The following is a 19,433-nucleotide window of genomic DNA, read 5'->3' on the forward strand; positions in this document are numbered from 1 at the left end:
GAATAAAGCGGGACTCACGACGGGAGAATACCCCCGCCGGAGTGTTTACCCTACATTTTGTAGGTTATTTCTGAATGCGGGTAACAATCGATGGCGTCTTTTTGACTCACTCGAGACAATGACATAACCCGTCGGCAAAAGATCCTGTAAAACCTCGATAGCTTCTTCCTGTTGTTCAGGAGATTCCAGATTCACTACTAGGCTGTCCTTTTCTGGGACAATACTTTTAATGCGGATCCCCCGCTGATCGAGGTGTTGATACAGAGAGAACCCATCAGGCAACGATAACCCCTGCTGATTAGGCCGAATCTTCAACGCACTTTCCGTACGCAGAATGATGGGCGTAAGCAGCAGTACTGCTAGCAACAAGGCAGTTACTGGCAGAATGAGATACTGCCAGATTGGGCGGCTAAAACGGCCCTTGAGCTTGATCACTCTGGCTTACCTTTATCGTTGCCGTCGTCAGTTGACGTGGGACTGGCGGCAGCATTCTTTTTACGCCAAAGCACGTACAATGAGCCAAATAAGCCAATCACCAAGAGTGCCAAAGGTAGCAACATCAGGACGAACATCACTTCATCTTCATATCTCAGGAAAACAGGCGTTTTACCGAACGCAAAGCCCATCGTAGTTAAGATCAAGACCCACAGTAATCCACTCATCCAGTTAAAGAACTGGAAACGAGCATTACTCAAGCCAGAAAGGCCAGCGATTGTTGGCAATAAAGTGCGCACGAATGCTAAGAAGCGACCGACCAACAGGGCGGATAGCCCGTGGCGATGGAAGAGGTTATGGGCGCGCTGATGATAATGGGCAGGCAAATGGGATAACCAACCTTGTACCACTTTAGTGTTCCCTAGCCATCGACCCTGAATATAGCTGACCCAGCACCCAAGGCTGGCTGCTGTGGTTAATACCACTAGCGTGACAGGGAAACTCATGGCACCTTTTGCAATCAGAACGCCAACCAGGATCAGCAGACTATCGCCCGGTAAAAACGCAGCCGGAAGCAAGCCGTTTTCCAGAAAAAGTATTACAAACAGTAAGATATAGATGGCCCAAACCAGAGACGGGTTAGCTAGCGTCTCATAGTCTTGAGCCCATAAAGCATGTAAGAGTTCTTTAATGATGTCCATCTGGTATTCCTAAAACGTCATTGTTATATAACCTTGGTACTTAAAGCTGCGGGGGTATTGATTTGCTGCTGGCCTGCAACTGCAATTACTTTGGGTATATCCGTTAGCTTATAAACACGGTCTACCAAGAGGCTCGATAATTCTCGTGTTTAAGCGAGGGTTTTAATCAATGAATTCAAAACAAACCCATTCGCGCTATCAAGAGGTAAATGCCCTTCTCGTTGTCGTTACTCTGATGCTACGACAATCGAAAAGTCATCACATCATCATGGTGGTAGGTCAGCATCCCGCTATATTGAGTATTACTCTCTTTCCAGCCGCCCACACGATTTCGCTGTGTTGAGGCATGGAATATCCAGTTGGAATAATTTACCAGTGGCAGTGATTGCCGTGGCTGCTTGTAGATCTCATTTGCACTATTGGTGCGTAATATCGCCAGATTTGCACCAACCCAGCTGCTATTCGCCAGTGAAGGGCTGGCTGAGCCAGTAAATTTTGCTGCACCGAACCGATTTTTTATGGCGGTTTTTTTAGCTGGCATCCCCACTAAACGCAATTGCGGATAGATGAGGTTATTTTTCAGACTCAGAGTGGACGATAATTGACCAGCAGCAGAGGGGGGAACGCAAATAAGAGGGGCATCAGGAGAAGCAGTACTGAGCGTGGATAACGCCATACCTGATGAGCTGGAGTTCGTGTGCGAGATCATGCTACCGGAGACCGAACCGGCCCAGCTAGATACCGCAACTAATAGAGCAAACAACCAGCGCATATCTTTGCGTTTCGCTCCTAAAGCACCCGAGTAAAAAAGTGCTGACACTTTAGCAAAATAGCGAGATATGAAACAGGGAAATATAGATGCTAGCGGGGTGTTTATTGATGGGTATTATAAAAATAGGCTTAATGCTGACGTTTACTGACAGAACTCAACATTTAATCACCCCAAAGTGGCCTATTTTCGCTAGGAAGAGAAACATGAGTCTCAGTTTCCCTTCCTGCGATCTTAACCCTTTTACGGCGGAAATTAACGGCGTTCAGTCCCTGCAACCCCAGAGTTTGCTAGCCCAATATCTTTGGGAATATCGAGGTGAACAACGGGGTTTTCTGCGAACAAATAGCGGTCCACATTAAATTCGAAATCATCGGTGGTGGCACGGAACAGCATTTGTTTGGTATTTTCCAAATGTTGCCACATAGCAAGCTTGCTGGCGTAAGGGTCTTTACGCATCAACGCTTCGAGGATTCTGTCGTGATCTTCGCACCAACTCTCGATGGATTTATCATCAATATGCTCATGCAGTTTTAGCCAGTAGGGGTTATGCACCCGCTGGCTCCACATTTTTTCGACAATCGTGGCCATCGCGGTGTTTTGAGTCGCTAACGCGACCTGCACATGGAATTTGAGATCCCATTGTGAATCACGGAAACGGTCTTCCTGCCGTGCATGCTTTTGGATTTCGATTAATTGCACGATATCCTGCCGCGTAACTTGTGTGGCGGCGAATTCAGCAATATTACTTTCGATCAATTGGCGTGCTTGGAGTAATTCAAAAGGACCGGCGGTAGCGAACTCAATCCCCTGATTAGGCATGACCAAGTGCTTTTGCTGATTTGACATCACATGGATGCCGGAGCCTTTACGCACTTCGACGTAACCCTCTACTTCCAGCATGATAATCGCTTCACGGACCACGGTTCGGCTGACATTCATTTCTTCGGAAATGTAGCGTTCCGCAGGCAATTTATCGCCTACCGGATAAACACCCGATTCGATTCGCTGCTTTAACTCTGCGGCTAACTGCTGGTACAACCGTCTGGTTTCTGTGAATTCCATGATTAAGGCTCTTGGATCAATTGAAGCCGCAAATCTAGCGGCTCATTTCGTCTGGAAGGTATGGTATCTCGAAAGAGATAGAATGGGACTTGTTATACCACTTATCCCTATTGGGTACTAGTCATTGCTATCACAGTTGTGATGGAAAATGTGCGGTAATTTGAGGCCCATCGATAATAAAAAAACCCAGCCAATCATGGCTGGGTTTTCGTGATGGTGAAGACCTCACTATCGTCAATCAGATTAGTTCTGTCCCGCCGGAGATTGCTGCACCGGATCGATAGTCGCTTCGACTGCCGGACGGTTTTGCAGCACGGTCCAGATAACCACGACCGCTAACACGTCGAACACGGCTAAAGCAGCGAACAGTGGGCTGAAACCTAAGGTATCAGCTAGCGCACCGACCACCAGAGCAAACAGGGTACTGGCTGTCCAAGCGGCCATACCGGTCAAGCCGTTGGCCGTTGCTACTTCGTTTCGACCAAAGACGTCTGATGACAGCGTAATCAGTGCACCCGACAGCGATTGGTGAGCGAAGCCCCCGACACACAGCAGTGCGATAGCAACATAAGGGCTAGTGAACAGGCCGATAGTCCCTGGTGCAATCATCAACAGCCCCCCCATTGTGACCACTAACTTACGGGAAACAATCAGGTTAACTTTGAAGTATTTCTGGAAGATTGGCGGCAAATAACCACCCAAAATGCAGCCCAAATCGGCAAACAGCATTGGCATCCAAGCAAACATGGCGATTTCTTTCAAGTTAAAGCCATAAGCTTTGAACATGAACAGTGGAATCCATGCGTTGAATGTTCCCCATGCCGGTTCTGCCAAGAAACGTGGGATCGCAATCCCCCAGAACTGACGGTTACGGATAATCTGCATTGCAGACATCTTTTTAGCATTAGAAGTCGAGTGCTGTGCTTCCTGACCACTGAGGATGTATTCACGCTCTTCATCACTCAGTTTTTTCTGGTCTTTCGGGTGTTTGTAGAGAATCAACCAAGCAATGGCCCAAATCAAGCTGAGCACACCGGTGATGATAAATGCCATCTGCCAGCTGTGCATAACGATAGCCCACACCACTAATGGCGGAGCGATCATGCCACCGATTGAGGAACCGACGTTGAAGTAACCCACGGCAATAGAACGTTCTTTCGCTGGGAACCACTCACTGGCAGCTTTCAGACCCGCAGGGATCATCGCAGCTTCTGCCGCACCTACCGCACCACGAGCGATAGCTAATCCACCCCAACTGCTGGCTAATGCGGTACTCATACAGAAAATGGCCCACATGACGGCAAACATCGCATAGCCAACTTTGGTGCCCATCACGTCGAGAACATAACCGGCCACCGGTTGCATCAAGGTATAAGCAGCAGAATAGGCGGCAATAATGTAAGAATATTGTTGTGTCGTAATATGTAGCTGTTCTTGCAATGTCGGTGCGGCAACCGCAATGGCGTTACGTGTTAGGTAACCCAATATGGTGCCGACAGTGACCAACGCGATCATGTACCAGCGTAAGCCTTTAATTTTACGCATCATTTGTAACTTTCTCCCAGTATAAGATTACTGCTATGAAGCGCAGTCTGTAGCCGCATTTCATGGCGCAATTTGGTCCAACCCGACATTACTGTGCATGCGGTGGTACCTGATCTTTCCTAATAGCTATCGCGGTTACCGCCGCTAATCTGCCATTGCTTTGGATCATGTTTTCTTCTTGAGTTGAGGCTTGAATGAGATTCGTTGCTTCAACTGCTTTGGTTATCCCTTCCTGTTGAGAGCAGTCGTGCTGTTACTGCTCTCATTCTTGCTTGTCGATTTCCATTTAGGTCAAATCAGCGCGTTTAAACCAACATTGCGCATGACCTGACTGAGGACGACGCAACAATAACTTGTCATACAGATTTAAAAGTTGAGTGATATCACAAAAACCACTTTTCAATTAGGGAATAATAGAACCCGACAGACTTAGTGCCGCAAGGGACTAAATAGACGATAAATGTTGAGTATTTGTTCTTTTTGTTAGCTTTTTGCGATCTCTATCGATAAAAAAGTACTGGACGATAGATGAAATTGGTGTGATAACTTCGCGATAACAGGAAGCAGTGCTCTAAGATGTACTCAAGTGAGGAACCTAATATGTCGCAGTTTTTAACCGAAGACTTTTTGCTCGACACCGAATTCGCGCGTCGTCTGTATCATGACTATGCAAAAGATCAGCCGATTTATGATTATCATTGCCATTTACCCCCAGAACAGATTGCAGAAAACTACCGCTTTAAGAATCTGTATGACATCTGGTTGAAAGGTGACCACTATAAATGGCGTGCGATGCGGACCAATGGTGTCGCAGAACGTTTGTGTACCGGTGATGCCAGTGACCGCGAGAAGTTCGAAGCATGGGCGGCAACGGTTCCTCATACCATCGGTAACCCGCTTTATCACTGGACGCATCTGGAATTACGCCGTCCATTTGGTATTACAGGTAAGTTATTATCACCTGCGACATCAGAAGAAATCTGGCAGCGTGGTAACGAATTACTGGCTCAAGACAGCTTCTCTGCGCGTGGCATCATGCAGCAGATGAACGTCAAAATGGTGGGGACGACAGATGATCCGATTGATGATCTGCGCCACCACAAAGCCATTGCCGCAGATGGCAGCTTTAACATTAAAGTGTTACCAAGCTGGCGTCCGGATAAAGCCTTCAATATTGAAGCAGCTGGCTTTAACGACTATATGCAGCGCTTGGAAGCGGCCGCTGATACCTCTATTAGCCGCTTTGCCGATCTTTGCACTGCACTGAACAAGCGGATGGATCACTTTGCCGCCCACGGCTGTAAAGTCTCCGACCATGCGTTGGATGTGGTGGTTTATGGTGAGGCGGATGAAGCCACGTTAGACGCTATCTTAGCGCGCCGTCTGGCAGGTAATCAGCCGAGCACGGAAGAGATCGCGCAGTTTAAAACGGCCGTATTGTTATTCCTGTCTGGCGAATATCATCGCCGTGAATGGGTACAGCAGTATCACATCGGTGCGCTGCGTAACAATAACAGCCGCATGTTTAATCTAGTCGGCCCAGATATCGGTTTCGACTCCATCAATGACCAACCACTGGCACAACCGCTATCCCGTTTATTAGATGCACAGGGTCTGCGTAATGCGCTGCCAAAAACCATCCTTTACTGCTTGAACCCACGTGATAACGAAGTGATCGGCACTATGGTCGGTAACTTCCAAGGCGAAGGCGCAGCAGGAAAAATGCAGTTTGGTTCAGGCTGGTGGTTCAACGATCAGAAAGATGGCATGCAACGTCAAATGACCCAACTGGCACAGCTTGGCTTACTGAGCCGCTTTGTTGGCATGCTGACAGATAGCCGCAGCTTCTTGTCTTATACCCGTCATGAATATTTCCGCCGCATTCTGTGCCAGATGATTGGCCGCTGGGTGGAAGATGGCGAAGCGCCAGCAGACATTGAACTGCTGGGATCAATGGTGAAAAACATCTGTTTCGATAACGCGAAACAGTATTTCGCCATTGAGCTGTAATCGCTTAATTAGCATTGACCTTAATTAACATTGATTGATAAACCCAACGTCGTTGGTATTGCGGGCAGTGAGCAGTTTGCAACACCGACGACGAAGGGGTAACGCTAACTTATTCTATTTTTAACGCCTGGCTGAAAAGCACGGACTGTCAGTGATGCACGGTCCAAACAACATGCGTTATGAGGTGAACCCTGATGCAAACACTGAACCGTCGTGACTTTCCCGGCCGTAGCCACCCAGATAAAATTATTCAATTCGGCGAAGGTAACTTCCTGCGCGCATTTGTCGACTGGCAAATCGATTTACTGAATGAGCATACCGATCTGAATGCGGGGATCGTGGTGATCCGCCCGATCGACACGGATTTCCCACCTTCACTCAGTACGCAGGATGGCTTGTATACTGCGGTGATCCGTGGCTTGAACGAGCAGGGCGAAGCGGTGCGTGAATCCCGCCTGATCCGCTCCGTTAACCGCGAAATCAATATTTATCGTCAATTCGATGAATATCTGGCGCTAGCCCGTGATCCTAATATCCGCTTTATGTTCTCAAATACCACCGAAGCAGGTATTGCTTGGAACGAAGCAGACCAATTTAGCGACGCACCGCCGAGTTCTTTCCCAGCTAAATTGACCCGTTTACTGTTCGAGCGCTTTGAACATTTTGCCGGTGCTGCAGATAAAGGTTGGGTATTACTGCCGTGCGAATTGATTGATTACAACGGCGAAGCCCTGCGTGAATTAGTCCTGCGCTACGCGAGCCATTGGCAACTGCCGGCAGAATTCACCCAATGGTTAACGCAAAACAATACGTTCTGTTCAACCTTAGTTGACCGTATTGTGACGGGTTACCCACGTGATGAAGTGGCTGCCCTACAAACTGAATTAGGCTATCAGGACAGTTTCTTGGATACCGCAGAATACTTCTATCTGTTTGTTATTCAAGGGCCAAAAGAGTTAGCACAAGAGCTTCGTTTGGATCAATTAGATCTGAACGTGCGCATTGTGGATGACATCAAACCTTATAAAGAACGCAAAGTGGCCATTTTGAATGGTGCTCATACCGCGTTGGTGCCAGTGGCTTATCTGTCTGGATTAGATACCGTTGGCCAGACCATGGACGACGCGCAAATCAGCAGCTTCGTTGAAAAAGCCATTACCGAAGAAATTGTACCGGTATTGGATTTACCAGAAGACGAACTGTTGTCGTTCTCTCAGGCGGTATTGAGCCGTTTCCGTAACCCGTTCATTCAGCACCAACTGTTATCTATTGCACTGAATGGCATGACAAAATTCCGCACCCGCATCTTGCCTCAATTGCTGACTTATCAGCAGCAGCAAGGCAAATTACCCCCACGCTTGACCTTTGCACTGGCTGCATTGATCGCCTTTTATCGTGGCGAACGTGAGGGGCAAACCTACCCGTTGCAGGATGATGCACACTGGCTGGAACGTTTCTCTACACTCTGGAGCGGCGTAAAACACAGCGACATCACAGTGGCTGAATTGGTGAATAACGTGTTGTCTGATGCCAATCATTGGGGGCAGGATTTGACGGCGGTGCCGCAACTGTCCAGCCAAGTGACAGAGCAACTGCAATCTATCATTGATAACGGCATGAGAGCGGCAGTAGCGACTTACAGCTAAAGGTTTAATTATGCAAAATATTATAAAAATTCACCCGTTGGATAATGTCGCCGTTGCACTACAAGATTTGGCCGCTGATGAAGTGATCGATAGCGGCGAGTTTAGCGTTAAGCTGGCTCAGCCGGTGGCGCGCGGGCATAAATTTGCCATAACAACCATCGAATCTGGCCAGATGATCGTTAAGTATGGTTTGCCTATCGGCCATGCATTAACGCTGATCGAACCGGGCGAACATATCCATTCGCAAAATGCCAAAACTAACCTGAGCGATCTGGATGAGTATCAATATCAGCCAGAATTCAGCGAGTTGCCATCACAAATGCCCGATCGTGATGTGCAGATCTATCGCCGTGCTAACGGTAATGTGGGGATCCGCAACGAATTGTGGATCATCCCAACCGTGGGCTGTGTGAATGGGATCGCGCGTCAGATTCAGCAACGTTTCCTGAAAGAGACACAAGATGCTGAAGGGATTGATGGCGTCTATCTGTTCAGCCATCCATTTGGCTGTTCACAGTTAGGTCAGGACCACGAAAACACCCGTACCATGCTGCAAAACATGGTGCGTCACCCTAATGCAGGGGCGGTGCTGGTGATAGGTTTAGGCTGTGAAAACAATCAGGTAGACGTTTTCCGCACCACTCTGGGCGAGGTGGATGAAGATCGCGTGCACTTTATGGTGTGCCAGCAGCAGGATGATGAAGTCGAAGCCGGTCTTGAACATCTACATGCTCTGTATCAAGTGATGCGCCATGACCAGCGTGTACCGGGCAAATTAAGCGAACTGAAGTTTGGCTTGGAATGTGGTGGTTCTGATGGTTTGTCAGGGATCACCGCGAACCCATTATTGGGGCGTTTCTCTGATTATGTGATTGCCAATGGCGGTACATCGGTATTAACTGAAGTGCCGGAAATGTTCGGTGCAGAACGTATTTTGATGAGCCGCTGCCGCGATGAAGCGACATTTGAAAAGACCGTGAGTATGGTCAATGACTTCAAACAGTACTTTATTGCCCACAACCAACCGATTTATGAAAACCCATCACCGGGCAATAAAGCGGGTGGGATTACCACGCTGGAAGAGAAATCACTTGGCTGTACCCAAAAAGCCGGGCAGAGCAAAGTGGTTGATGTGCTGAAGTATGGTGAACGTTTACAGCGCCCAGGGCTGAATTTACTCAGCGCGCCGGGTAATGATGCCGTCGCCACCAGTGCATTAGCGGGGGCAGGTTGCCACATGGTGTTGTTCAGTACAGGACGCGGCACCCCTTACGGTGGTTTTGTCCCGACGGTTAAGCTGGCGACCAACAGCGAGTTAGCCGCTAAAAAACCGCATTGGATCGACTTTGATGCCGGTAAATTGATTCATGGCACATCCATGGACAGCTTACTGACTGAATTTGTTGACCTGATTGTGGATATTGCCAACGGCAAACCGGCTCGTAATGAAGTGAATGACTTCCGCGAACTGGCGATCTTTAAGAGTGGTGTTACCTTGTAATAATGGTGTCTTTCAATTAATATGAAACAGTGTTTTATTTTTATTGAATAAGACACGGTGCCCAAAGCACTTGTCGCTGTCGTTAACCTGTTGACAGCGTCAAGTGCTAAGGGGATTTATTGATAATGATGTAAGACACAGTGTGGGCAACCGCACATCAGGACTTTCCCACCATGACCTTCTATTGGTTTGCTCAAGCCGTTGGTGTACTGGCATTTTTTGTCGGCATCACCATGTTCTTCAACCGCGATGAGCGGCGTTTCAGACTTCAACTTTCTGCCTACAGCGCCATTATTGGTTGCCATTTCTTTCTGATGGGGGCCAGTACTGCGGGCAGTAGCGCCATGTTGAATGCAGTGCGTAATCTGGTCGCCGCCAAAACGCGCAGTTTTTTTGCCATGATGGTGTTTATCATATTGACGCTGGCGTTTGGCATTTGGCGAATGCAGCACGCGATAGAAATATTACCGATTTTTGGCACCGTAATCAGTACTTGGGCCTTGTTCCGTACTCATGGGCTGACGACCCGTTGTGTGATGTGGGTTGCCACCGTTTGCTGGGTTATCCATAACGTTTGGTTGGGTTCTATTGGTGGTTCATTAATTGAAGGGAGTTTTTTGCTGCTCAACGGGTTTAATATTATCCGTTTCCGCCGCTTGCAATTAAAAGGGATCGACCCCTTTAAGGTTGAGAAAAAAGCCACGAAAGAAAGCGTGACTCAATAAAAACGGGGGCTATATTGCCCCCGAGTCATTTGTACTGTCACGGCTAATGTATTGTCACCGGCTAATTTAGGCGTTTTTACGGTTCGCCAACGGATCAGGATCGGCCAATCGTGCATCTTCAGCTTGGCAAACTGCGGCAGTGAAAATCACATCAGTCGATGAGTTCAGTGCAGTTTCAGCGGAGTCTTGCAACACACCAATGATGAAACCAACGGCAACGACCTGCATCGCCACTTCATTGGGGATACCAAACATGCCGCAAGCCAGTGGGATCAATAACAGCGAACCACCGGCGACACCGGATGCCCCACAAGCACAGATTGCCGCAACCACACTCAGCAGCAGAGCGGTTGGCAAGTCAACAGTGATACCCAAAGTATGAACAGCCGCCAGAGTCAGTACCGTGATGGTAATGGCTGCGCCCGCCATGTTGATGGTGGCACCCAACGGGATGGAGACAGAATAAGTGTCTTCATGCAGGTTCATTTTCTTACACATTTCCATATTCACGGGAATGTTGGCCGCTGAGCTACGGGTAAAGAAAGCGGTAACACCACTTTCACGCAGACAAGCGAGCACCAGTGGATAAGGGTTTCTGCGAATTTTCCAGTAAACAATCAGTGGGTTGATGACCAATGCCACCAGTAACATACAACCAATCAAGACGACGAGCAGTTGTGCGTAACCCAGCAATGCACCAAAACCGGTTTCAGCGATGGTAGAGGCGACCAGACCAAAAATACCCAGCGGGGCAAAGCGAATAACCACCCGAACCACAACAGTCACCGCATCCGACATATCAGTAATCAATGCCTTGGTGGTATCTGCTGCATGTCGTAAAGCGATACCCAGCCCCACAGCCCAAGCTAAGATACCGATATAGTTGGCATTCAGGAGCGCATGGATAGGGTTTGCGATCACGCTGTTCAGTAAGCCTTTTAAGACCTCAACAATCCCGCCGGGGGCGGTGATATCTGCATTTTGTGTCGCCAGCACTAACGTGGATGGGAACATAAAACTGACAGCAACGGCAATCAGCGCCGCAGAGAAAGTGCCTAACAGATACAAAAAGAGAATTGGGCGGATATTGGTTTTTTGCCCTTGTTTGTGGTTGGCAATTGAGGCCATGACCAGCATCAATACCAAAACCGGTGCAACGGCTTTTAGTGCGCCAACGAACAGTGTACCGAGCAGACCGACGGCAATAGCAGCTTGGGTGGACACGAGTGCTAAAATGATGCCGGCAATCAAGCCAACCAGTATCTGCTTAACTAAACTGCCGCGGATGATAAATCCGATAAATCCAGAAGGTGTCTTATCCATAGTTTTCCAGTGATGCCTCTTACCGTTATATATGTCTTATTTTTAGTTACTCATCGCGTCAGCCGGAACGGGGCCGAGCGAGTATTTTCACACCAATAACTTAATATTATTTGTCACTGAGCATTATTTGTAACTGGGTGTGTTTGCTTTGACAGTATAAGGGAATCTATTGAGCAGGAAAGAGGCAATCAGTAAAATCCAATGCAGATCTAATTTGCATAACATTTCGTTTACATTTATGTGATCGCAATAACATTTGGCTCGGGAATGGAAGTGCGAGATAAATGCGGGGAAATCAGTTCCCCGCATAATATATTGTAGCGTTTAGGGCATTATTTATGGGCAGCCTTATCTGCTGCCGAACGGCGATCTGCGCGATGATTCACCCAAACATTAATCAATAATGTGAGCGCCAAAATCCCTGCCACTACCCCTAATGAGATACCGATAGGGATGTGGAACAGATCAATAATCATCATTTTGATACCGATAAACACCAGAATGACCGACAAACCGTACTTCAACATTGAGAAGCGCTCTGCCACGTTTGCTAACAAGAAATACATGGCGCGTAAGCCCAAGATAGCAAATAGGTTAGAGGTCAAAACAATAAAGGGATCCGTGGTGACGGCAAAAATAGCGGGAATGCTATCGACAGCAAAAATAACGTCACTCAGCTCGACCAGAATCAAGACCAGTACCAAGGGGGTGGCGTAGAGCAGGCCATTTTTACGCACAGTAAAACGGTCACCGTGCAACTCATCGGTCATACGTAGGTGATTACGAATCCAGCGGACCAGAGGCTTCTCACCGATAGGCGTGTCGTCTTCTTTCGCCAACGCCATTTTGATACCAGTAAACAGCAAGAAGGCACCGAACAGATAGAGTATCCAACTGAATTGCGACACCAGCCAACTGCCGGCAAAGATCATGATGGTACGCAAAACAATGGCACCTAGCACACCATAAATCAGCACTCGGCGCTGCAAATTGGCAGGTACGGCAAAATAGCTAAACAGCATCAGCCAGACGAAGACGTTATCGACGGCGAGGGCTTTTTCAATCAGATAGCCAGTCAGGAATGCGAGCGCTTGCTTATCCGCGATTTCACGGCCGACCGTTTCGGCTAAATACCACCAGAAACCGGCGTTAAACAGCAACGATAAACTGACCCAGACTAATGACCAGCAAGCGGCCTGACGCAGTGTCATGGTTTGCGAGCCACGACGCCCCTGTAGCAGTAAATCGATGGCGAGCATAATCGTCACCACAACAGCAAAACTGCCCCAGAGTAAGGGAGTACCCACGGTATTCATCATTAAGGAACCTCATAAAAACAAAAACGGCCAACGTCGGAAGACGCTAGCCGCTATGTCTGAGCTGCAAGCAAACCTCGCCTTCCGGCAAGGTCTCACTTACAACTCTAATAATGTCACCACGCTGATAGAGACTTATCGTTCTACAGCGACTTGGACATTAATGAGGTTGCCCGGTAACCGGGTGCTTTCGCACCGTAATGACGGCAAACCGGCAATGAAGTTACTCCCCTTTGCCGCGCAAAAATAATCGAAAATAGCCTGCCGGTCAATCACTGGCACAAAATATTAACGATCTACCTACGCACGAGATTTTTTTGGGGACCGCGTTCACTCAGTTGAGCCGCAACAGTCGTTATCTTGGCGATACTGCAGGTGGTTGGCTGTCTGCAGGGAAAATCACGCCAGTTTGACGACGGATCTCCGTCTGAATACGCGATGTCAGTAATGACAGCCGTAATCCATCATGCTCCACCTGTTGGTTCTCAATCAGATGGGCAAAAACCTCAGCTTCATACAGCATAGTATTAATATGCTGTGGTTGCGTTAGGTCTTGTGAATGGCTACCGCGCGGCGTAAAGGCAACAGATTGGCATTCAGAGATACTTTCAATCACCAGCGATCCATCTTCACCCTGAATTTCGCTAGGAATATCTGATTGGCTCACTTTCGAATGGATGATTGCCACATCGAAATCGCCATAGTTCAGACAAACGGTGCCGTGGGCATCCACCCCACTTGGCAGCAAGCTAGCACTGGCAAGCACGGCTTTAGGCTCACCCCATAATGCCAAGGCACTTGCCAAGCAGTAGTAGCCAATATCCATAATCGAGCCATTAGAAAATGCCGGATTAAAGGTATTAGGGTTTTCACCATTCAGGTAGCGCTGATAACGGGAGGAGTACTGGCAGAAGTTAATCATCGCCTTGCGCAGTTTACCCACACGCGGGAGTGACTGTTTTAACTGAATGAAATTAGGTAAATAGGCAGTTTTGAACGCTTCAAACAAAACCACTTCATGGGCGCGGGCGCAGGCCACCAGTGATTCAACTTCAGCCAGATTCGAGGCTAATGATTTTTCGCAAATAACGTGTTTTTTATGACTGAGGAACAGCTTCGCCTGTGGGTAATGCAATGAGTTCGGGCTTGCGATATACACTGCATCAATTTGCTCGCTCGCTGCCAGTGCGTCCAGATCATCGTAATACTCAGTGACGTTATAATCAGCGCCAAATTTTTGCGCCTGATCCAGCTTACGTGAGCAAACAGCGACTAATTTTATTTTGCCGGTTTCGTGGGCAGCATCGACAAAGCGCGCGGTGATCCAATTGGTGCCAATAACGGCTAAGCGAATCATAGTGAACTCCATTCTGGCAGAAGAAAAACACGTTTGTTCGTCAGACTATCATGACCGCAGCGTTGCCGATGGGTTTTATTTCGTTAGCCATCGATAGCTAATAAATGGTGCCAAACAGATCCAAATGCGTCAGATAGAGGCGAGTATCAAACTCTAACTGATGATATTGCGGCTCCATATGACAACACAAACTGTAGAACGCTTTGTTGTGATCTTTCTCTTTTAAATGAGCCAGTTCGTGAACCACGATCATTTTGAGGAAGGCTTCGGGGGCATTTTTAAATAGCGTTGCGACGCGAATCTCTGCTTTGGCCTTCAATTTGCCGCCTTGTACTCTGGAAATGGCGGTGTGCAGGCCAAGCGCATGTTTCATCACCTGAATTTTACTGTCATAGGCGACTTTGCTCAGTGGTTGAGCATTGCGCAGATATTGGTTTTTCAAATCCATCGTGTACTGATACAGCATCTTATCTGTATTGTAATCATGCGTTTGTGGGTATCGCTGACGCAATACATTCCCCAATCGTTGATCAGTAATCAGCTGCCGTACCTGAGATTGTAGGTGCTCTGGATAACCTTGCAGATAGGTGAGTTCCTGCATATGTATTTGCTCTGGCTAGTTTGATAAATCGAGTGATAGTGATGTTAGCGCGATAATAGCGGTTTCCTATCGTTTAGACAAAGGCAGCCCATGCTGGCTAATGGCTTCGCGGTGAGTTCGAATGAATGCAATTAATCTCCCTGTTTGGCTTTCCTCCTCTCTATTGTGCTGAGTATTTTTTGTCTTGTTGGTCTTGGTTTCGCTAAAATGTCATTTAAGTAAAAAAACAATTTACTGATCGTCCGTTTTAGGGGATAAACAGCCCAAATTTATTATTCAGGAGCGGTGATGAGCCAACTCTTACTGGAAACGCAGAGCCTTGAGCTTGAGCGTTTTCCGCCACAAGAAAATTCGAATACCCTACAGGCGTGGGAAGCAGCAGATGAATATCTGCTACAAAACATTGACTTAAGCCAAATTGATGGCCGCCCAGTACTGGTGTTTAATGATCAGTTCGGCACGTTGGCTTGCGCTTTACATGCTCATCGACCATTCAGCGTCAGTGACTCTTATATGAGCCAACTGGCAACAGCGCATAATCTACGGTTAAACCGTCTGGATGAAGAAGCCGTTACATTGCTGGGCAGCATGGATGACTTACCTGATGCCCCTAAGCTGGTGGTGATTAAAATCCCTAAAGCTTTGGCATTGCTTGAGCACCAATTGCGTGCTTTACGCCGTGTAGTCGCACCGGATACCGTGATTATTGCCGGTGCGAAATCCCGCGATGTACATAATTCCACCCTGCAATTATTTGAAAAAATTCTAGGGCCAACCAAAACAACGTTGGCATGGAAGAAAGCCCGCTTGATTCACTGTGAAGTGGCAGATATTCCAGTAACAGAGGCACCAGCAACCACCGATTGGCCGCTGGCGAATACCGAGTATGTGATTCATAACCACGCGAATGTTTTCTCGCGTAATAATCTGGATATCGGTGCGCGCTTCTTTATGGAGATCTTACCCTATGATGTCACCGGTAAAATCGCCGATCTCGGTTGTGGTAATGGCGTGGTTGGCTTAATCGCATTGGAGCAGAATCCGCTGGCAGAAATGCTGTTTGTGGACGAGTCCTACATGGCCGTTGCGTCCAGTGAATTGAATATCACTTATAACCGCCCGCAAGATTTGTCGCGTTGTGAGTTTATGGTGAGCCATGGCTTGGATGGGGTTGAGCGTGAGAGCTTGCAATTGGTGCTCTGTAACCCGCCTTTCCATCAACAGCATGCAGTCAGCGATCATGTTGCATGGCAGATGTTTTGTGATGCCAAGCGCTGCCTGAAAGTCGGGGGCGAGCTGATGATCGTCGGTAACCGTCATCTAGATTACTTCCACAAACTTAATCGCTTGTTTGGCAACTGTGAAACGCTGGATTCAAACCAGAAGTTTATGGTGTTAAAAGCGGTGAAGACCGGTTCGTCGCGTTCAGAGGGTGGCGGGTCGGGGAGTTTGGATATGTCGTATAGCGATTTCTAAACCCATAATAACTTTGGGGATGTGCTTACTTGATCGGATCACTGATTAATCCAGTGATCCGTTTTTTGTAGGTATTAGAAGTGATATTTGATACCAGCTACGGCATTGGCGTTTTTATCATTATAACGGCCCATCTGATAATCGATTGTCGCCCAGACATGCAGTTGTTGCTCAATTTTACTCTCCACGCCAATCTGGAATTCAGTGCTATTTTTGCTTTTGCTCTCAACACGTTGCCCTGAAATAATCGCACCCGTGTTTTGATTCTGGTGCCGCCAGTTAATAGCAAAGAATGGCGTGAATTGGCTTTCTACGCCATCTATGGCTTGCAGATAGGTTTTGGCACCGATACGCGTGACCAAATGGCCTTTATTGCCATCGCTGATGGATTCGCCGTAGGCGGTTTTATGCGTTTGAGTTTGTATTCCCTGCAAGGTCATTTGAGCATTAGGTTGAATGAAATAACTCAATTGACTTGTTGTCGCCATTTTAAAGGTATATCCACTCTCAATTGAGGTGGTGAAACCGGATGATTTATATTTATCTTCCGCTTGTTCTTGGCCATTCACCGTATTATTGAACCAGCTATATTGCGCCAAGGTATCGAAATAGAAACCGGTATTATCTTGTTGATCTGGTAACCATGAAGCATACACACCAAGGTTATATCCACTCACCGCACCGTTGGCATAATAGCCAGTGACGTTTGACCGGCTATGGTTTGTGGCTCTGCCTAATCCGGCTAACATACCAATGCGCCCGTTACCCGCTTGAATAATATCCATCCCCAGTTGAACGGAGTAATACTTTCCGTGGACATCTAATTGTTCGATAGCCTGACCAAAGTTATTTTTCCCGCCTTGGGTGCGCATCCACATGCTGGAGGTTTGCCATTGGCCACTGATTGCATCTTTATATTGATAGCTGCCCGTGCGGTCTTCTAAGCGGGTATTGAACATATTTCTCGCCATCACGATATTGGCAATATAGCTACCATTTTCAGGAGCATACACTTGTGGTTGACTCACAGGTGCCGATGAGACTGATTTTGCTGCTGTTGGCACTACTACTGTTGGCACTCCTACTGTTGCTGACACCACTGGTGGTGCGGATATTGTGCCATTTTGATCATTGACTGCAGTTGTGTTTACTGCATCCATATTCTCATCTGGATAGTGAGGGCCAACAGTGAGCTCAGCTGTATTTAGAAGGGGAGAATTGGTTTTTATTTTGTTTGTAATGAGCTTAGTTTGATCAACATTCTCAATGGGGTGATCAGCCAGTATGGTTAATTCATTAACATCTATTATATTCGAATCTTCAACGTATGATTTAGTATCAGTTGATTGAGGTGTATCGTGATTTAAAATATTTTCAGGTTCTTTTGAGGACGTCGTGTAATCGTCGACTATTTTAAGCCCATTATTAACAATGAAATTGAAAAGTTCATTGCCAGAGGGTTTTTGATCTTGCGGTGTATTGTTGTCTGGTTTGGCATCTGCTAATTCTTTATTACCCGCATCGTAATCCGCGAAGCTACTGCGCAGGTACCAGTTTTTGTTACGATCACCCTCACCACGGCCCAATTTGTATTCAAAAGCGCCCGCTTTACTACGCCCGAGTTGTTCAAATACGCCGTCAGAGATTCCCAAAACTTCGATAAGAGGAATCCCTACCTTTGTTTCTGCGCCGTTACCATGACTATTCACTATTCTAATTCTAGTATGACCTGCGGTATTACCCTTTATGAGGATATGGTCAGTGATTGAATTATCGCCTTCTAACTCAGTTTGGAATAATAAGGTTCCATATTTGCTTATATAATCACCATTAATGACTAATTTATTTCCTATTCCTGTTGGGCTTAAATTAATAGTGCTAGTTTTCGATATCACTAAATCGCTGATGTTAGAATTCCCTGTCATATTCCAAACACTATTTTCACCAATCAGAAGATTGCCTCCCTGTATGGTGGTTGTGAGCGTGGTGTTTTCTAAAATAAGTTGTGTATCTTGTTGACCATTAATTTTACTTTTGAGGAATTGTGCATTAGATAACTTTAGCGTCCCATCATTGATATTTGTATCACCGGAGTAAGAGAAGTCTGGCGATTTATCGTCACGTTCGCCGAATAAGGTTAATGTCGTTCTCCCTTCTTTGGATAATGAACCTAGCCCATCAATAATCGCGTTAATATTGGTATCATCATTACTACCAAAAATTAATTCGCCATTATTACGAATCCCATGCCCTTTAGTTTCTAATACTGAAGTCGGTAAGAACTCTGTTTTGCCCTCTAGTGTAACATCACTCTGTAGGCTCAGTTTCCCTACAACTTGAGTGTTCTCGAGTGTTACACCTTTATCATTTTCAGATATCGGGAAGCCTCGAACAAACAATTCACCACCTTCGTAGACTTTAGTATCACGGGCATTACTATTATTACTCAGAAACATAACCGGTGGTGCTATTTGATCTAAGGTTTTTGATTCAATCACTGTATCAGAGATTGTTGCCGTTGTGCTGACAGTGACTCCCCCTGAAGAAATATGTATATTTTCAGCTATTGCTGCCTCTCCATGTTCGTTACCATATAAGTGAAGATGACCGCCCTGAACATGAATATTCTGAGCAGAACTTTTATCATGTAATGCAACAGTTTTGCCTGTCTCGATTTTGGTCTCTTGGATTTTAGCTTCGTCTTTGAGAGTTAGCGATACACCTTCGCCTAATGTAACTTCTACCGCTCGGTCATGCGCGTTGAGAACAGTATCTTTATCGATAGTCACTCGATAATGATTTTCCGCCATAGCTGATGGATGACCTAACATTAAAATAGCTGTCGTCATGCACAGCGCAATAGGTGTCTTATTTATTCCAGAGAGCCCATTTTTCTGACTTTTAGTTATATTTGTCTGAGCTATTGTTTGTGAATTTATTTTATTTTTCATGATTGGAATTAC

The 19,433-nt window shown here is 46.8% G+C and carries 16 protein-coding genes; 6 read left to right on the forward strand and 10 right to left on the reverse strand.

Annotation, left to right across the window (positions count from 1 at the left end):
- Window positions 1-45: 45 nt before the first annotated feature.
- The 5 genes from mzrA to DA391_RS02350 all read right to left on the reverse strand — a co-directional run bounded on the left by mzrA (window position 46) and on the right by DA391_RS02350 (window position 4,518).
- A complete protein-coding gene (gene mzrA / locus DA391_RS02330; RefSeq protein WP_050286895.1) occupies window positions 46-435 on the reverse strand; it encodes an EnvZ/OmpR regulon moderator MzrA in 390 nt (129 codons plus the stop codon).
- Entirely contained in the window at window positions 432-1,136 is a 705-nt protein-coding gene (locus DA391_RS02335; RefSeq protein ID WP_050083155.1) for a DedA family protein, read from the reverse strand. Before DA391_RS02335 ends, mzrA begins: the two co-directional genes overlap by 4 nt.
- 238 nt (window positions 1,137-1,374) lie before the next feature.
- Window positions 1,375-1,908: a hypothetical protein gene (locus tag DA391_RS02340; RefSeq protein WP_050083153.1), complete on the reverse strand. Its 534-nt coding sequence runs from the start codon at window positions 1,906-1,908 to the stop codon at window positions 1,375-1,377.
- A 252-nt stretch (window positions 1,909-2,160) separates the two neighbouring features.
- Complete coding sequence (gene exuR, locus DA391_RS02345; RefSeq protein WP_050083152.1) at window positions 2,161-2,970, reverse strand: transcriptional regulator ExuR; 810 nt, start codon at window positions 2,968-2,970, stop codon at window positions 2,161-2,163.
- Window positions 2,971-3,213: 243 nt separating this feature from the next.
- Window positions 3,214-4,518, reverse strand: a complete 1,305-nt coding sequence (locus DA391_RS02350; protein ID WP_072084820.1) for an MFS transporter — start codon at window positions 4,516-4,518, stop codon at window positions 3,214-3,216.
- A gap of 597 nt (window positions 4,519-5,115) precedes the next feature.
- On the opposite strand from DA391_RS02350, the gene uxaC reads away from it, so the two are divergent.
- From uxaC to DA391_RS02370, 4 genes are all read left to right on the forward strand, one after another.
- A complete protein-coding gene (gene uxaC, locus DA391_RS02355; RefSeq protein WP_019212482.1) occupies window positions 5,116-6,525 on the forward strand; it encodes a glucuronate isomerase in 1,410 nt (469 codons plus the stop codon).
- Window positions 6,526-6,719: 194 nt separating this feature from the next.
- On the forward strand, window positions 6,720-8,171 hold the full coding sequence (locus DA391_RS02360; RefSeq protein ID WP_050083148.1) for a tagaturonate reductase: 1,452 nt from the start codon (window positions 6,720-6,722) through the stop codon (window positions 8,169-8,171).
- A 10-nt stretch (window positions 8,172-8,181) separates the two neighbouring features.
- A complete protein-coding gene (locus DA391_RS02365; RefSeq protein WP_050286898.1) occupies window positions 8,182-9,672 on the forward strand; it encodes a UxaA family hydrolase in 1,491 nt (496 codons plus the stop codon).
- 173 nt (window positions 9,673-9,845) lie between these two features.
- On the forward strand, window positions 9,846-10,397 hold the full coding sequence (locus DA391_RS02370; RefSeq protein ID WP_019212485.1) for a YgjV family protein: 552 nt from the start codon (window positions 9,846-9,848) through the stop codon (window positions 10,395-10,397).
- A 66-nt stretch (window positions 10,398-10,463) separates the two neighbouring features.
- Here the strand turns inward: DA391_RS02370 and sstT are convergent, their stop codons facing one another.
- Both sstT and DA391_RS02380 read right to left on the reverse strand, forming a co-directional pair.
- A complete protein-coding gene (sstT, locus tag DA391_RS02375; protein ID WP_050083145.1) occupies window positions 10,464-11,720 on the reverse strand; it encodes a serine/threonine transporter SstT in 1,257 nt (418 codons plus the stop codon).
- A gap of 332 nt (window positions 11,721-12,052) precedes the next feature.
- Entirely contained in the window at window positions 12,053-13,039 is a 987-nt protein-coding gene (locus DA391_RS02380) for a TerC family protein (protein ID WP_049609945.1), read from the reverse strand.
- A 52-nt stretch (window positions 13,040-13,091) separates the two neighbouring features.
- Between DA391_RS02380 and DA391_RS02385 the strand changes: the two genes are divergently transcribed.
- Window positions 13,092-13,286: a hypothetical protein gene (locus DA391_RS02385; RefSeq protein WP_099462050.1), complete on the forward strand. Its 195-nt coding sequence runs from the start codon at window positions 13,092-13,094 to the stop codon at window positions 13,284-13,286.
- Window positions 13,287-13,391: 105 nt separating this feature from the next.
- On the opposite strand, the gene DA391_RS02390 is transcribed toward DA391_RS02385, so the two are convergent.
- Window positions 13,392-14,393 (reverse strand): Gfo/Idh/MocA family protein, encoded by a 1,002-nt coding sequence (locus DA391_RS02390; protein ID WP_108087305.1) that lies wholly within the window; start codon window positions 14,391-14,393, stop codon window positions 13,392-13,394.
- A gap of 97 nt (window positions 14,394-14,490) precedes the next feature.
- Complete coding sequence (locus tag DA391_RS02395; RefSeq protein ID WP_050286901.1) at window positions 14,491-14,994, reverse strand: M48 metallopeptidase family protein; 504 nt, start codon at window positions 14,992-14,994, stop codon at window positions 14,491-14,493.
- Between the two features lie 288 nt (window positions 14,995-15,282).
- Between DA391_RS02395 and rlmG the strand changes: the two genes are divergently transcribed.
- Complete coding sequence (rlmG, locus tag DA391_RS02400; RefSeq protein ID WP_050083136.1) at window positions 15,283-16,470, forward strand: 23S rRNA (guanine(1835)-N(2))-methyltransferase RlmG; 1,188 nt, start codon at window positions 15,283-15,285, stop codon at window positions 16,468-16,470.
- A gap of 74 nt (window positions 16,471-16,544) precedes the next feature.
- On the opposite strand, the gene DA391_RS02405 is transcribed toward rlmG, so the two are convergent.
- A complete protein-coding gene (locus DA391_RS02405; RefSeq protein ID WP_159074550.1) occupies window positions 16,545-19,421 on the reverse strand; it encodes an autotransporter outer membrane beta-barrel domain-containing protein in 2,877 nt (958 codons plus the stop codon).
- Window positions 19,422-19,433 lie beyond the last annotated feature (12 nt).

The sequence above is a fragment of the Yersinia massiliensis genome (assembly GCF_003048255.1).
Classification (GTDB): domain Bacteria; phylum Pseudomonadota; class Gammaproteobacteria; order Enterobacterales; family Enterobacteriaceae; genus Yersinia; species Yersinia massiliensis_A.

Coding starts and splice junctions, on each gene's coding strand:
- DA391_RS02335 (WP_050083155.1), bottom strand. CDS start 1,136: ATGGACATCATTAAAGAACTCTTACATGCTTTATGGGCTCAAGACTAT.
- exuR (WP_050083152.1), bottom strand. CDS start 2,970: ATGGAATTCACAGAAACCAGACGGTTGTACCAGCAGTTAGCCGCAGAG.
- uxaC (WP_019212482.1), top strand. CDS start 5,116: ATGTCGCAGTTTTTAACCGAAGACTTTTTGCTCGACACCGAATTCGCG.
- DA391_RS02380 (WP_049609945.1), bottom strand. CDS start 13,039: ATGATGAATACCGTGGGTACTCCCTTACTCTGGGGCAGTTTTGCTGTT.
- DA391_RS02385 (WP_099462050.1), top strand. CDS start 13,092: ATGTCTGAGCTGCAAGCAAACCTCGCCTTCCGGCAAGGTCTCACTTAC.
- DA391_RS02370 (WP_019212485.1), top strand. CDS start 9,846: ATGACCTTCTATTGGTTTGCTCAAGCCGTTGGTGTACTGGCATTTTTT.
- DA391_RS02365 (WP_050286898.1), top strand. CDS start 8,182: ATGCAAAATATTATAAAAATTCACCCGTTGGATAATGTCGCCGTTGCA.
- DA391_RS02390 (WP_108087305.1), bottom strand. CDS start 14,393: ATGATTCGCTTAGCCGTTATTGGCACCAATTGGATCACCGCGCGCTTT.
- rlmG (WP_050083136.1), top strand. CDS start 15,283: ATGAGCCAACTCTTACTGGAAACGCAGAGCCTTGAGCTTGAGCGTTTT.
- DA391_RS02360 (WP_050083148.1), top strand. CDS start 6,720: ATGCAAACACTGAACCGTCGTGACTTTCCCGGCCGTAGCCACCCAGAT.
- DA391_RS02340 (WP_050083153.1), bottom strand. CDS start 1,908: ATGCGCTGGTTGTTTGCTCTATTAGTTGCGGTATCTAGCTGGGCCGGT.
- DA391_RS02405 (WP_159074550.1), bottom strand. CDS start 19,421: ATGAAAAATAAAATAAATTCACAAACAATAGCTCAGACAAATATAACT.
- sstT (WP_050083145.1), bottom strand. CDS start 11,720: ATGGATAAGACACCTTCTGGATTTATCGGATTTATCATCCGCGGCAGT.
- DA391_RS02395 (WP_050286901.1), bottom strand. CDS start 14,994: ATGCAGGAACTCACCTATCTGCAAGGTTATCCAGAGCACCTACAATCT.
- DA391_RS02350 (WP_072084820.1), bottom strand. CDS start 4,518: ATGATGCGTAAAATTAAAGGCTTACGCTGGTACATGATCGCGTTGGTC.